The organism is Pseudomonas mucidolens (genome assembly GCF_900106045.1).
GTDB lineage: Bacteria > Pseudomonadota > Gammaproteobacteria > Pseudomonadales > Pseudomonadaceae > Aquipseudomonas > Aquipseudomonas mucidolens.
In genome coordinates, this window is sequence record NZ_LT629802.1 from 5072015 (window position 1) to 5086136 (window position 14122).

Annotated in this window: 11 protein-coding genes; 8 read left to right on the top strand and 3 right to left on the bottom strand. The window is 59.8% G+C overall.

Features of this window, described 5'->3' with window-relative positions; all coding sequences use genetic code 11:
* Positions 1 to 35 precede the first annotated feature (35 nt).
* Positions 36 to 440 carry an acyl-CoA thioesterase gene (locus BLU75_RS23305; RefSeq protein WP_003176975.1) on the bottom strand — a complete coding sequence of 135 codons (405 nt, stop codon included), beginning with the start codon at positions 438 to 440 and terminating at the stop codon, positions 36 to 38.
* A gap of 418 nt (positions 441 to 858) precedes the next feature.
* Here BLU75_RS23305 and BLU75_RS23310 point away from each other — a divergent pair, with 418 nt between their 5' ends.
* From BLU75_RS23310 to BLU75_RS23345, 8 genes are all read left to right on the top strand, one after another.
* The gene (locus BLU75_RS23310) at positions 859 to 2148 is read left to right on the top strand and encodes an MFS transporter (protein ID WP_084381769.1); all 1290 of its coding nucleotides are present in this window, start codon (positions 859 to 861) and stop codon (positions 2146 to 2148) included.
* Positions 2149 to 2401: 253 nt separating this feature from the next.
* Positions 2402 to 3388 carry a phosphate ABC transporter substrate-binding protein PstS gene (locus BLU75_RS23315; protein WP_084381770.1) on the top strand — a complete coding sequence of 329 codons (987 nt, stop codon included), beginning with the start codon at positions 2402 to 2404 and terminating at the stop codon, positions 3386 to 3388.
* A 232-nt stretch (positions 3389 to 3620) separates the two neighbouring features.
* Entirely contained in the window at positions 3621 to 5906 is a 2286-nt protein-coding gene (locus BLU75_RS23320) for an ABC transporter permease subunit (protein ID WP_084381771.1), read from the top strand.
* Positions 5907 to 5921: 15 nt separating this feature from the next.
* Positions 5922 to 7592 (top strand): phosphate ABC transporter permease PstA, encoded by a 1671-nt coding sequence (gene pstA, locus BLU75_RS23325; protein ID WP_084381772.1) that lies wholly within the window; start codon positions 5922 to 5924, stop codon positions 7590 to 7592.
* Between the two features lie 178 nt (positions 7593 to 7770).
* Complete coding sequence (pstB, locus tag BLU75_RS23330) at positions 7771 to 8604, top strand: phosphate ABC transporter ATP-binding protein PstB (RefSeq protein WP_084381773.1); 834 nt, start codon at positions 7771 to 7773, stop codon at positions 8602 to 8604.
* A gap of 114 nt (positions 8605 to 8718) precedes the next feature.
* The gene (gene phoU, locus BLU75_RS23335; protein ID WP_084381774.1) at positions 8719 to 9480 is read left to right on the top strand and encodes a phosphate signaling complex protein PhoU; all 762 of its coding nucleotides are present in this window, start codon (positions 8719 to 8721) and stop codon (positions 9478 to 9480) included.
* Positions 9481 to 9646: 166 nt separating this feature from the next.
* On the top strand, positions 9647 to 10546 hold the full coding sequence (locus tag BLU75_RS23340; protein ID WP_084381775.1) for a response regulator: 900 nt from the start codon (positions 9647 to 9649) through the stop codon (positions 10544 to 10546).
* 96 nt (positions 10547 to 10642) lie between these two features.
* Positions 10643 to 11323: a M23 family metallopeptidase gene (locus BLU75_RS23345; protein ID WP_084381776.1), complete on the top strand. Its 681-nt coding sequence runs from the start codon at positions 10643 to 10645 to the stop codon at positions 11321 to 11323.
* Positions 11324 to 11327: 4 nt separating this feature from the next.
* Here BLU75_RS23345 and BLU75_RS23350 read toward each other — a convergent pair whose 3' ends face one another.
* Together BLU75_RS23350 and phoR are read right to left on the bottom strand one after the other, a co-directional pair.
* Positions 11328 to 12668, bottom strand: a complete 1341-nt coding sequence (locus BLU75_RS23350; protein WP_084381777.1) for a hemolysin family protein — start codon at positions 12666 to 12668, stop codon at positions 11328 to 11330.
* A gap of 123 nt (positions 12669 to 12791) precedes the next feature.
* Positions 12792 to 14078 (bottom strand): phosphate regulon sensor histidine kinase PhoR, encoded by a 1287-nt coding sequence (gene phoR / locus BLU75_RS23355; RefSeq protein WP_231982691.1) that lies wholly within the window; start codon positions 14076 to 14078, stop codon positions 12792 to 12794.
* Positions 14079 to 14122 lie beyond the last annotated feature (44 nt).

Genomic DNA, 14122 nt, shown 5'->3' on the forward strand with positions numbered 1-14122 from the left:
CAATGGGGCAATTGACCGTCAAAACGCAACGAGGTTTAACGGGCTCGTGAGGGAACCGAGCGCGTGCGGCCACTGCCGTCGATGGCGACGAACACAAACACCGCCTCGGTGACCTTGCGCCATTCGCTGGATAGCGGATCGTCGCTCCACACTTCGACCATCATCTGGATCGAGCTGCGGCCAATTTCCAGGGCCTGGGTGTAGAAGGAGAGCTGTGCGCCGACCGCTACCGGCACCAGGAAAGCCATGCGATCAATCGCCACGGTCGCCACGCGTCCGCCTGCGACCTTGCTAGCCATTGCCGTGCCGGCGAGGTCCATCTGAGCGACCAGCCAGCCACCGAAGATATCGCCAAAACCGTTGGTTTCCCGCGGAAGCGCGGTGATTTGCAGGGCGAGGTCGCCTTGCGGGATAGGATCTTCCTGTTCGAGTTCGATCATGCCGGGGGTGCCTCTGGCCCGTGACGCTTTTTAGGATGTTTCAAGTGGGTAGCCGACTGCCAGGAAAGCGCTTCAATACCTCTACGCGATTCTCGTCAGGCGTACTAACGGGGAAACTCTGCCAAACCGGCTGGAACAGCCAACGGCGCTTTGGCACAGCAACCCCTCAAGGATGCGGGTTTGGCGATTGCAAGGCCGAGTATATCGAGCCCTTATCGCTACGACGACCACTTGAGGCTCATTTGGTCGGTAAATAGTCGCTGTATCGGGGCTTTACCGGGCAACTGTGCTACTCGCACTGACTGGGGCACGCTTGGGCGCTGTGCTTTTGCAAACGATTTGCTATCTTGCCAGACCCGCTCCAGGCAATGCCTGTGGCCGGGTTCGTCGTTCTGACTACTATAAGAGAAGCCTTGCCATGTCCTCCGTGCCCGCAAGCAGTGCGCAACCTTCGCGCCCGCTGACCCGCAACGACTACAAGACCCTGTCGCTGTCTGCCTTGGGCGGGGCGCTGGAGTTCTACGACTTCATCATCTTCGTATTTTTCGCCACCGTGGTCGGGAAACTGTTCTTTCCCGCCGACATGCCTGAATGGCTGCGCATGATGCAGACTTTCGGCATCTTTGCGGCGGGCTATCTAGCACGCCCGCTGGGCGGGATCGTCATGGCTCACTTCGGTGACCTGTTGGGTCGCAAGAAGATGTTCACCCTGAGCATCTTCATGATGGCCGTACCGACCCTGATCATGGGACTGCTGCCAACCTACGCGCAGATCGGCCTGTGGGCACCGATCCTGTTGCTGCTGATGCGCGTCATCCAGGGCGCGGCGATTGGGGGCGAGGTGCCGGGCGCCTGGGTCTTCGTGTCCGAACACGTGCCACCCCGGCATATCGGCTACGCCTGCGGCACCCTGACCAGTGGCCTGACCGGCGGGATCCTGCTGGGTTCACTGGTGGCCACCGCGATCAACACGATCTACACCCCTGAGCAGGTATCGGATTACGCCTGGCGGATCCCGTTCCTGGTGGGCGGTGTATTCGGCCTGTTTTCGGTGTACCTGCGTCGCTGGCTGCATGAAACGCCGATCTTCGCCGAGATGCAGCAACGCAAGACGCTGGCCGCCGAACTGCCTTTGCGCACGGTATTGCGTGACCATCGGAGTGCCATCGTACTGTCGATGCTGCTGACCTGGTTGTTGTCGGCCGGCATCGTCGTGGTGATCCTGATGACCCCGACCGTGTTGCAAACGGTTTACCATTTCAGCCCGACGGTTTCATTGCAAGCCAACAGCCTGGCAATCGTGACCCTGAGCCTGGGTTGCATCGCCTCTGGCGCCCTGGCCGACCGATTCGGCGCGGGGCGTGTGCTGGTGACGGGGTGCCTGTTATTACTGGCAACTTCATGGACGCTCTATCACAGCCTTGCCAGCCATCCCGACTGGCTGTTCCCGCTGTACAGCCTGACGGGTCTGTTCGTCGGCGTGGTCGGTGTGGTGCCTTACGTGATGGTGAAAGCGTTCCCGCCAGTGGTGCGCTTCAGCGGTCTTTCGTTCTCCTACAATGTTGCCTACGCTGTGTTCGGTGGCCTGACACCGTTGGTGGTGTCGCTGCTGATGAAGGAAAGCGCGATGGGCCCGGCCTACTACGTGGCCGTCATCTGCATCATGGGCATGTTGGTAGGTGGCTATCTGTGGAAGCGCGGTCGCTGAAAACCGCTGCTTGGGCGGTAATCGTTCCTGCGCAGTAGCGTGGGAACGATCAGCAATCAGCTTTTGATCCTCAATAATTACAGCGTATTTCCGATTCCCCGCAACGTCCCTGTTCCAGGCAATTCCTCTCTTTCGCCATCTCGCTTTCAATGCTGGCCTTTCATCTAATTGTCACATTACGGACATAGAGTGTTCACACGGCCTCCCGATACTTGGCCCCGATCCAACTATCCCTATCTGCTAGGAGTAAGGCATGAAACTGAAGCGTTTGATGGCGGCAATGACTTTTGTCGCTGCTGGCGTTGCGACCGCTAACGCGGTAGCCGCTGGTGTTGACCCGGCGATCCCGGCTTACGTGAAGACCTCTGGTGTCTCGGGCAACTTGTCCAGCGTTGGTTCCGATACCCTGGCGAACCTGATGACCCTGTGGGCCGAGGGTTACAAAAAGGAATACCCGAACGTCAATATCCAGATTCAGGCCGCTGGTTCCTCCACCGCGCCACCTGCACTCACCGAAGGGACCGCCAACCTGGGCCCGATGAGCCGCAAGATGAAGGACAACGAGCTGCAGGCCTTCGAAGAGAAGTACGGCTACAAGCCAACCGCTATCCCGGTTGCCGTGGATGCCCTGGCTGTGTTCGTGCACAAGGACAACCCGATCAAGCACATGACCATGGAACAAGTCGACGCGGTGTTCTCCTCGACTCGTCTGTGCGGCGCCAAGGCTGAAGTCAAGACCTGGGGCGACCTGGGTGTGACCGGTGACCTGGCCAACAAGCCGCTTCAACTGTTTGGTCGTAACTCGGTATCCGGCACTTACGGCTACTTCAAGGAAGAAGCCCTGTGTAAAGGCGACTACAAGTCGAACGTCAACGAGCAACCAGGTTCGGCTTCGGTCGTGCAGTCGATCAGCTCTTCGCTGAACGGTATCGGTTACTCGGGCATCGGCTACAAGACTGCCAGCGTGAAGACTGTGGCCCTGGCCAAGAAAGGCAGCACTGATTACATCGAAGACACCGAAGAAAACACCCTGAACGGTAAGTACCCGCTGTCGCGTTTCCTCTACGTCTACATCAACAAAGCGCCGAACAAGCCTCTGGCCCCGCTGGAAGCCGAGTTCGTGAAACTGATTCTGTCCAAACAGGGTCAGGAAGTCGTAGTGAAAGACGGCTACATCCCGCTGCCAGCCAAAGTTGCCGCCAAGGCCCTGGCTGACCTGGGTCTGAAAGAAGGTAACTAAGTTCCAGGGCCGGGTAAAACCGGCCTTTCTGTAGGCGCGAGCTTGCTCGCGAAAGTCGTTAGCGATAACGCGCTGTCTCTGAGTTAACGCAGCGCCCTGACGTTTTTCGCGAGCAAGCTCGCTCCTACGGAATCCCTAATTTTTCGGTCCGCTGTCGGCTCTGCCATGCGGCGGATTTCGTGCGTCACCACATTGTCATCTTTTTGTCATATAGGATCGCTAGGGTGTGCGCATGAATGATCTGGCCAATTCCACTATGACGACGACTTCTCCCCCCAAGCGCATTGACTTCAATACGCCTGAGCTGCAACGCAAGCGCCGCATTCGCGCGCTCAAGGATCGCCTGACCCGTTGGTATGTCTTGGTCGGCGGCCTCGCCGTGCTCGGCGCCATCACGCTGATTTTCTTCTTCCTTGGCTATGTGGTCGCGCCACTGTTCCAGGGCGCCAGCCTGACCAAGGACGACGCTCTGACGCCGGCCTGGATGCAAGACGCTGGCAAGCCGTTGCTGATCTCCATGGAAGAACAGAACCAGGTTGCAATGCGGGTTTCCGACAAGGGCCAGGTGTTGTTCTTCAGCGTCGAGGGCGCTGCCGAGTTGTCACGGGTCGACCTGCCGCTGCCTGCCGGTACCCGCGTGGTATCCATTGGTAAGGACCAGCCGGGCAGCCCGCTGGTGATTCTTGGTTTATCCAACGGCCAGTCCCTGGTGTTCCGTCACACCTATAAGGTGTCTTACCCGGACGGCAAGAAGACGATCACGCCTGCCATCGAGTATCCGTACGGCGAGGCGCCGATCGTTCTCGATGAAGAAGGCCGTGCGCTGGAGCATGTTGCACTCAACGCCACCGACTCGTCGTTGGTGATCGCCGGTTCCACTGGTTCGCACTTGAATGTGCTGTCCTTGAGCCGCGAAGAGAACATGATGACTGGCGAAGTCACCAGCGAGCAGACGCGTATCGAGCTGCCGCAAATGACCGAGCCGGTTAAAGCGATCTTCGTCGACCCGCGCCAGCAATGGTTGTATGTGATCAACGGTCGCGCCCAGGCCGATGTGTTCAGCCTGCGGGAAAAGAATCTCAACGGTCGCTACAAACTATTGGAAGAGGGCGATGCCGAAGTCACCGCCAGCACCCAATTGGTGGGTGGCATCTCGCTGATCATCGGTAGCTCCAAGGGTGGCCTGGCGCAGTGGTTCATGGCCCGCGACCCGGATGGCGAGCAGCATCTCAAGCAGATCCGCACGTTCCAGATGGGCACCACGCCCATCGTTGAAATCGCCGCCGAAGAGCGTCGCAAAGGCTTCGTCGCTCTCGACGCTGCCGGCAAGTTCGGGGTGTTCCACAGCACCGCCCACCGCACCTTGCTGGTGGATCCGGTGGTAGAAGGCCAAGGCATTTTCGGCATGTCGCCACGGGCTAACCGTGTGATCGTCGAGGCCGGCGGTAAGCTGCAACCGTTGTCGTTGGACAACCCGCACCCCGAAGTTTCGTGGAGCGCGTTGTGGAGCAAGGTCTGGTACGAGAGCTACGACGAGCCTCAATACGTCTGGCAATCGACCGCCGCCAACAGCGATTTCGAACCCAAGATGAGCCTGGCGCCGTTGACCTTCGGTACGCTGAAGGCTGCGTTTTACGCCATGCTGCTGGCGGCGCCGCTGGCCATTGCGGCGGCCATCTACACCGCCTACTTCATGGCGCCGAGCCTGCGTCGCAAGGTCAAGCCGGTGATCGAGTTGATGGAAGCGATGCCGACAGTGATCCTCGGGTTCTTCGCCGGCCTGTTCCTGGCGCCCTATGTCGAAGGGCATCTGCCGGGGATTTTCAGCCTGCTGATGTTGCTGCCGATAGGCATTCTGTTGTCTGGTTTCATCTTCAGCCGCCTGCCTGAGTCCATCCGCCTGCGGGTACCGGATGGTTGGGAAAGCGCGATGTTGATCCCGGTGATCCTGTTCGTGGGTTGGCTCTCGCTGTACATGAGCCCGTACCTGGAAAACTGGTTCTTCGGCGGCGACATGCGTATGTGGATCTCCCACGACCTGGGCATTACCTACGATCAGCGCAACGCACTGGTTGTCGGTTTGGCCATGGGTTTTGCGGTCATCCCGAACATCTACTCGATCGCTGAAGACGCTGTGTTCAGCGTGCCGCGCGGCCTGACCCTGGGCTCTCTGGCCCTGGGCGCCACGCCATGGCAGACCATGACGCGGGTTGTATTGCTGACCGCCAGTCCGGGGATTTTCTCGGCGTTGATGATCGGCATGGGGCGTGCAGTCGGTGAAACCATGATCGTACTGATGGCCACCGGCAATACCCCGATCATGGAAATGAACCTGTTTGAAGGCCTGCGCACCCTGGCGGCCAACGTCGCGGTGGAAATGCCCGAGTCGGAAGTCGGCGGCAGCCACTACCGCGTGCTGTTCCTCTCGGCACTGGTGCTGCTGTTGTTCACCTTCCTCATGAACACCCTCGCCGAGCTGATTCGTCAGCGTCTGCGCAAGAAATACTCGTCGCTTTAAGAAAGGTAGAAGTCTGTGAAACAGAACTCCCTGAATGGATGGTTCAAGAGCGGCGCCCCGGGCGTCTGGATCAGCGGTGGCGCGGTCGCCATCGCGGTCATCATGACCATTGGTTTGCTGGCAGTGATCGCGGTCCGTGGTTTGGGCCACTTCTGGCCGGCTGACGTGATCCAGGCCAACTACAATGTACCGGGCCAGCCCAACCATGTGGTCGTCGGCGAAGTGGTGCAGAAAGAACAAGTGCCCCGCGCGCGTCTGAAAAGTGCTGGTTTGCCGGTGCCGGATGAAGGCCCGGAATTCATGACCCGCGAGCTGATTAAGGTCGGCAACCGGGATTTGAACGGCAACGACTTCACCTGGGTCGTCGGCGAGTGGCTGACCAGCCAGACCAAGCCTGCCGAACTGATGGCCATCGAGCGTCGCGAGTGGGGCAACTTCTACGGCACCCTGGTCAACGTCAAGCAAGATGGCAAGGTGATCGCCGAAGGGTCGGCCGCCTGGCCGGAGCTGCAAGCACGTGTGGCCCGGGTCAACGCGCTGGCCGCCGAACTCAAGACCCTTGAGAAGTCAGATATCGGTGCGATCAACGCCGGCCTTGAGCGCCTTCGCCTGCAGGGCCGCAAGCTGGAACTGAACGGCAAGCTCGACGCCGCCACCCAGGCTGACATGGACGCCGACCGCGCCGAACTCGACGCTCGTTATAAAGGTGTTGAAGCGCGCTTGATGGACCTGCACGCCCAGTTCAACCGCGATAGCCTCACCGCCCGCGATGCAAACGGTAAAGAAGTAGTTATCAGTATCGGCCACGTGGTGCGTGCCTACCAGCCGAACGCCATGGGCGTCATGACCAAGATCGGTTTCTATATCAGCAAGGTCTGGGAGTTCCTGAGCGACGATCCGCGGGAAGCCAACACTGAAGGCGGGATCTTCCCGGCGATTTTCGGCACCGTGATGATGACGCTGATCATGGCGGTCATCGTCACCCCGTTCGGCGTGCTGGCGGCGGTTTACCTGCGTGAATACGCCAAGCAGAACACCCTGACCCGGATCATCCGTATCGCCGTGAACAACCTGGCGGGCGTTCCGGCCATTGTTTACGGTGTGTTTGGCTTGGGTTTCTTCGTTTACGTACTGGGTGGCTCGGTCGACCGTTTGTTCTTCCCCGAAGCCCTGCCGGCACCGACATTCGGTACCCCGGGCCTGTTGTGGGCGTCGCTGACCCTGGCGCTGCTGGCGGTTCCGGTGGTGATCGTCGCCACCGAGGAAGGTCTGGCGCGGATCCCGCGCACTGTGCGTGAAGGCTCCCTGGCACTGGGCGCGACCAAGGCGGAAACGCTGTGGAAAATCGTGCTGCCGATGGCCAGCCCGGCGATGATGACCGGCATGATCCTCGCTGTGGCTCGTGCCGCGGGTGAGGTGGCTCCGCTGATGCTGGTGGGTGTGGTGAAACTGGCGCCGTCGCTGCCGCTGGACGGCAACTATCCTTACTTGCACCTTGACCAGAAAATCATGCACTTGGGCTTCCATATCTACGACGTCGGCTTCCAGAGCCCCAACGTCGAAGCGGCACGCCCGTTGGTTTACGCCACCGCGTTCTTGCTGGTGCTGGTGATCGCCACGCTCAACCTCTCGGCGGTGTGGATTCGTAACCACCTGCGCGAAAAATACAAGGCGCTGGACAGTTGATAACCCTGTAGGAGCGAGCTTGCTCGCGAAAAGCGCAAGGTCGCCGCGTTCATCCTGGCTTCCCGCGTTATCGTTAACGACCTTCGCGAGCAAGCTCGCTCCTACAGAAGAATGATGTAACCGCTGGCCCAATGACCGGCGGCTCACTGAAACGAATTGGCAGCACAGGGAGCATCCCATGCAACATGAAACCCATTCCCACGGCATCAACATGTCAGCCCTGGGTCGCGACAAGCAGAGCCTGAGCCTGGAACAGGAAACCGTGGCCATCGAAGTGCCGGGCCTGAGCCTGTACTACGGTGAAAAACAAGCGCTGTTCGACGTCAGCATGAATATCCCCAAGCAGCGCGTGACCGCCTTTATCGGTCCGTCCGGCTGCGGCAAGTCCACGCTGCTGCGTACCTTCAACCGGATGAATGATCTGGTGGACGGTTGCCGCGTGGAAGGCGCGATCAACCTCTACGGCAGCAACATCTACCGCAAGGGCGAGGACGTGGCCGAGCTGCGTCGCCGGGTCGGCATGGTGTTCCAGAAGCCTAACCCGTTCCCCAAGACCATCTATGAAAACGTGGTGTATGGGTTGCGCATCCAAGGCATCAACAAGAAGCGCATTCTCGACGAAGCGGTTGAGTGGGCGCTCAAGGGCGCGGCGCTGTGGGAGGAGGTCAAGGACCGCCTGCACGAATCTGCCCTGGGCCTGTCCGGTGGTCAACAGCAGCGTCTGGTCATCGCCCGCACCATCGCGGTAGAGCCGGAAGTATTGCTGCTCGACGAACCGTGCTCGGCACTCGACCCGATCTCCACCTTGAAAGTCGAAGAGCTGATCTACGAGCTCAAATCCAAGTTCACCATCGTCATCGTGACCCACAACATGCAACAGGCGGCGCGGGTTTCCGACTACACCGCGTTCATGTACATGGGCAAACTGGTGGAATTCGGTGACACCGATACGCTGTTCACCAATCCGGCGAAGAAACAGACCGAAGACTACATCACTGGTCGTTATGGCTAGGTGGGGCAGCTGCAAGCCGCGCGTTTCAAGCGGCAAGCATGAGCGGTTCGAGGAACGACACAAATCAGCTTGCAGCTTGTAGCTTGCGGCTTACAGCTTTTGCGGAGCAGAACCATGATTTCGAAGGAAGGCTTGACCCACCACATCTCTGCGCAGTTCAACGCCGAGCTCGAGGAAGTGCGCAGCCACCTCCTGGCCATGGGCGGGCTGGTAGAGAAGCAAGTCAACGATGCCGTCACCGCGCTGATCGAGGCCGACTCGGGCCTGGCCCAGCAAGTGCGCGAGATCGATGACCAGATCAACCAGATGGAACGTAACATCGACGAGGAATGCCTGCGCATTCTGGCCCGTCGCCAGCCCGCGGCGTCCGACCTGCGCTTGATCATCAGCATCTCCAAATCGGTGATCGATCTCGAGCGGATCGGCGACGAAGCCACCAAAATCGCCCGTCGTGCCATCCAGTTGAGCGAAGAGGGTGAAGCGCCGCGCGGTTATGTCGAAGTGCGCCACATCGGTGACCAGGTGCGCAACATGGTCCGTGATGCCCTGGATGCCTTTGCCCGGTTCGACGCTGAACTGGCGTTGTCGGTGGCCCAGTACGACAAAATCATCGACCGTGAATACAAGACCGCTCTGCGTGAGTTGGCGACTTACATGATGGAAGATCCGCGCTCTATCTCGCGGGTGTTGAACATCATCTGGGTCCTGCGTTCCCTGGAGCGGATTGGCGATCACGCACGCAATATCTCGGAGTTGGTGATCTATCTGGTGCGGGGTACCGATGTGCGTCACATGGGCCTCAAGCGAATGAAGGCCGAAGTTGAAGGCACGGTCGATCAAATCCCTAATGTTCCGCGCGAAACTGACGATAAATAAGATTGCCCGAGTAAAAAACGCCCGACCTCTGGTCGGGCGTTTTCGTTTGTGGCGTGTGAGTTTTGCGCGGAGGATGCAAAAAGGTCCCAGCGTGACTGTAGAGTTTTAGCGAAATGCCATCAGTGAAGCGTTATGCTTGCCTGGGGTTTTATAGGATGAAGGGTCGATGAGTAAAGTCAGTGTATTGGTGGTGGATGACGCCTCGTTTATTCGCGACCTAGTGAAGAAGTGCCTGCGCAACTACTTCCCTGGTATCAAGATCGAAGATGCGGTGAACGGCAAAAAGGCCCAGGCCATCCTGATGCGCGAAACTTTTGACATGGTCTTGTGCGACTGGGAAATGCCCGAGATGTCAGGTCTGGAACTATTGACCTGGTGCCGTGAGCAGCCCCAACTCAAGACAATGCCGTTTGTCATGGTCACCAGCCGTGGCGACAAGGAAAACGTGGTTCAGGCCATCCAGGCCGGCGTTTCCGGCTACGTCAGCAAGCCCTTCACCAACGAACAGTTGCTGAACAAGGTCAAGCATGCGCTGCACAAGGTCGGCCGCCTCGACGCGTTGCTCGCCAGTGCTCCGACCAAGATGAACTCTGCGTTCGGTAACGATTCCCTTAGCGCCCTGACCGGCGGCAAGCCCGAGGCGGTCAAGGCGGCCCCCGTGGCCGCGCCCAGCAAAGGCTTGCTCAACACCCTGCCCGTGCAGGCGAGCGTCGCACCATCGGCCGCCAGTGGTCGTGGCCAGGGCCAGTTGCGCTTGCCCAGCGGGACCCAGCAATGCGTCATCAAGGCCCTGAGCATCAAGGAAGCACTGCTGGTGGTGCGCCGTGGCGAGGCCCTGCCCCAAGTGTTGGAAAGCGCTGTGTTGGACCTTGAGCAAGGCGAGAATGCCGAAACAGCTCGTCTCAACGGCTATCTGCACGCGATCGTCGCCTACGAACCGCGCCCCGACAGCGATTGGCTGCAATTGACCTTTCGCTTTATCGACCAGGACGCGCAGAAGCTCGATTACATTTCACGGCTGATCGCCCGTGGCACGGCACAGAAGCATTTTGTGCCGGGTGCCTGATCTCCAAACGGGGATGACCAGCCCGCCAGGGCACGGCACAGCATTGTCATGATCCCTTGTTAGCCTGCCGTTCAGTCGTTTCGGCAGGTCTGCCTCATGCTTACGCGCTCATTGCTGTTTTGCGGACTGTGCCTGGTCGCTTCGTCGACCCTGGCCATGACCCTCTACAAATCCACCGATGCCAATGGTGTGGTGGTTTTCAGCGACCGGCAAACCCCCGGGGCGCAGGCTTTTGTATACCAGGAGCGGAGCGTGTCGCCGGTGAAGCGATCGATGCGTGATACCCGCAAGGCCGGTCACTCAACGCACATGCAGACCTATCGTTATCCGTTGCCCTGGCGCGGCGGGCCCTTTCGACTCACCCAGGGCCCAGGCGGTACTTTCAGTCATTCCGACCGCAAAAGCCGCTATGCCATGGACATTGCCATGCCCGAGGGGACGCCGATCATCGCGGCGCGAAGTGGTGTGGTGGTGAAAATCGAGAACAACCAATCCGGGCGTGGCAGTGACCCTTCGGGCAATTTTGTGCGGGTGTTGCACGACGATGGCACTCAGAGTGTGTACCTGCACCTCAAGCAAGGCTCGGTCAGCGTCCGGGAAGGGCAGCGAGTAGCGGTTGGCGGTGCGCTGGCGTTATCGGGCAATACGGGGAAAAGCAGCGGGCCGCACCTGCATTTTGTCGTGCAGCGCGAGACGCGATCGGGGTGGGTTTCGATTCCGTATGAATTCGCTCACCCGGTGGGGGCGCTACCCAACTTTGCGTTGGGCGCGCCGTGAGGCGTTAGTCCAGCATCAGTACCTTGGCCAGGACGATTTTCGGGCCTTTCATCTTCTTGATGATGATCCGCAGACCTTCCACCTCCATGACTTCTTCCTCTTCCGGCACCCGTTTCAGGGTGTCGTAGATCAGGCCCGCCAGGGTTTCGGCTTCGATATGGTCGAGGTCGATGCCCAGCAGGCGCTCGATTTTGAACAGCGGCGTGTCACCGCGCACCAGCAGCTTGCCCGGCTGATAGGCGAGGATGCCACGCTCGGCCTTGCGGTGTTCGTCCTGAATGTCGCCCACCAGCACTTCCAGAACATCTTCCATGGTCAGGTAGCCGATGATGTTGCCATCGGCCTCTTCCACCAGGGCGAAGTGCGCGCCGCCTTTGCGAAACTGCTCCAGCAGTTGCGACAGCGGCATGTGCCGCGAAACGCGTTCCAGCGGACGCGTCAGTTCGGCCAGGTTGAACGACTCGGGAATGTGGTCCAGGGCTGCCAGTTCCAGCAACAGATCCTTGATATGCAGCAATCCGACAAATTCGCCACGCACGGCGTCATACACCGGGTAGCGGCTGAATTTGTGGCGGCGGAACAGCGCGAGGATTTCCTTGAGCGGCGCGTTGAAATCCAACGTCACCAGGTCTTCCCGGGAGTTGGCCCAGTCGACCACTTCCAGTTCGCCCATTTCCACGGCCGATGCCAATACGCGCATGCCCTGGTCGCTCGGGTCCTGGCCACGGCTGGAGTGCAGGATCAGCTTGAGCTCTTCACGGCTGTAATGATGCTCGTGATGCGGGCCGGGTTCGCCCTGGCCGGCAATACGCAGGATCGCGTTGGCGCTGGCGTTGAGCAGGTAGATCGCCGGGTACATGGCCCAGTAGAACAGGTACAGCGGCACGGCGGTCCACAGTGACAGCAGCTCGGGTTTGCGAATCGCCCAGGATTTGGGCGCCAGTTCACCGACCACAATATGCAGGTAGGAAATCACGAAGAACGCCGCAAAGAACGACACGCCCTTGACCACTTCGGGTGATTCGACGCCCATGGCGCCCAGCAAGGGCTCCAGGATATGCGCGAAGGCCGGTTCGCCGACCCAGCCCAGGCCCAGGGAGGCGAGGGTGATACCTAACTGGCAGGCCGACAGATAAGCGTCGAGCTGGCTGTGTACGGTGCGCAGGATCTGACCGCGCCAGCCGTTGGTGTGGGCAATCGCCTCGACCCGGGTGGAGCGCAGTTTGACCATGGCAAATTCCGCCGCAACGAAGAAACCGTTGAGCAGTACCAGGATCAGTGCAAATAGAATCATGCCGAAATCGGCGAAGAGCGTAGCGAGGGTGATACCAGGGGAAGGGTCCATGATGGGGTTTTGCGGGTTCCGTGTGTTCAAAAAAGGTGGCAAGTGTGCCCGCCAGGCAGGCGTAAGTCAGGCAATGTAGCGGCTGAACGGGCGCTTGCCTAGTGGCGGCTGCCGGGCGGGGAGCTACTCGTCCTGAGTGACTGCCGGTGAACGTGTCACCTGAGTGGGCGCGAAATGGCAGGTAAATGTGCTGCCCTGTCCCAGCACACTGCTGATTTCCAGGCGCGCGCGATGGCGCAACAACACATGCTTGACGATCGCCAGGCCCAGCCCGGTGCCACCGGTGTTGGAGTTGCGACTGGAGTCGACCCGGTAAAAACGCTCGGTCAGACGCGGCAAGTGTTTGGTGTCGATACCGATCCCCGAATCCTGCACGCTCAGGTGCGCGCCCTGGTGATCGGCCCACCAGCGGATGCGAATCGCGCCTGTGTCCTGGGTGTATTTCACCGCGTTGAATACCAGGTTGGAAAAGGCGCTGCGCAACTCGCCCTCGCTGCCCTTGAGCAGCACCGACGGGTCGGCTTCGAGGGTGATTTGCTGTCCACGTTCGCCAGACAGGGCCAGGGCATCGTTCTTGATGGTCTGCAACAGGCTCTGTACCGTCACAGGTTGATTGTCCGAGGGATAATCGGTGGCCTCAAGCTTGGCCAGCAGCAACAGGTCGTTGAGCAGGGTCTGCATGCGTGAGCCTTGCTGCTGCATCTGCTGCAGGGCACGGCTCCAGCGCGGATTGACCTCTTCGACGTTGTCCAGCAGCGTTTCCAGGTAGCCACAGATCACGGTCAGCGGCGTGCGCAGCTCATGGGAGACGTTGGCGACGAAGTCCTTGCGCATCTGTTCCAACTGATGGATCCGGGTCACGTCGCGCACCAGCATCAGGTGTTCGTTATTGCCGTAGCGCGTCAGGTACAGCTGGATACGCACCCGGTCGTTGGTCGGTGATGGAATTTCCAGCGCTTCTTCGAAGTTGTCCTGCTCGAAGTATTCCTTGAAGCGAGGATGGCGCACCAGGTTGGTGACGGGCTGGCCGCTGTCCTGCGGGGTCTTGAGACCGAGCAAGGTTTCGGCGGCGCGGTTCCACCATTCCAGGTTGCCATCGCTGTCGAGCATGATCACCGCGTCTTTCAGCGCGGCGGTGGACTCCTGGACCCGGTCGATCACTGCCTGTAGGCGTCCGCGTACCCGTTGGTCGCGGCGTTGCAGGTGGTAAATGCTGTCGAACACTTCGCCCCACAGGCCGTAGCCGTCGGGTGGCGGTTCATCGGGTTTGTGCTGGCGCAGCCATTCGTGCATGCGCAGCAGTTGCTTGAGGGTCCAGCCCAGGTAGAGGCCCAGGCCCACGGCCAGGCTCCAGCCGTAGTAACCGCTGATCAAACCCACCAGCAGGCAGCCGGTAATCAACAAAAGCATGTGGCGAATCAGGGTGCCGTGCCAGTTTTGGTTCACTAATGCGT

Excerpts from the sequence above, each read along its gene's own strand:
- BLU75_RS23345 (WP_084381776.1), top strand. The coding sequence starts at position 10,643 with ATGCTTACGCGCTCATTGCTGTTTTGCGGACTGTGCCTGGTCGCTTCG.
- BLU75_RS23305 (WP_003176975.1), bottom strand. The coding sequence starts at position 440 with ATGATCGAACTCGAACAGGAAGATCCTATCCCGCAAGGCGACCTCGCC.
- BLU75_RS23350 (WP_084381777.1), bottom strand. The coding sequence starts at position 12,668 with ATGGACCCTTCCCCTGGTATCACCCTCGCTACGCTCTTCGCCGATTTC.
- BLU75_RS23310 (WP_084381769.1), top strand. The coding sequence starts at position 859 with ATGTCCTCCGTGCCCGCAAGCAGTGCGCAACCTTCGCGCCCGCTGACC.
- BLU75_RS23315 (WP_084381770.1), top strand. The coding sequence starts at position 2,402 with ATGAAACTGAAGCGTTTGATGGCGGCAATGACTTTTGTCGCTGCTGGC.
- phoU (WP_084381774.1), top strand. The coding sequence starts at position 8,719 with ATGATTTCGAAGGAAGGCTTGACCCACCACATCTCTGCGCAGTTCAAC.
- phoR (WP_231982691.1), bottom strand. The coding sequence starts at position 14,078 with ATGCTTTTGTTGATTACCGGCTGCCTGCTGGTGGGTTTGATCAGCGGT.
- BLU75_RS23340 (WP_084381775.1), top strand. The coding sequence starts at position 9,647 with ATGAGTAAAGTCAGTGTATTGGTGGTGGATGACGCCTCGTTTATTCGC.
- BLU75_RS23320 (WP_084381771.1), top strand. The coding sequence starts at position 3,621 with ATGAATGATCTGGCCAATTCCACTATGACGACGACTTCTCCCCCCAAG.
- pstB (WP_084381773.1), top strand. The coding sequence starts at position 7,771 with ATGCAACATGAAACCCATTCCCACGGCATCAACATGTCAGCCCTGGGT.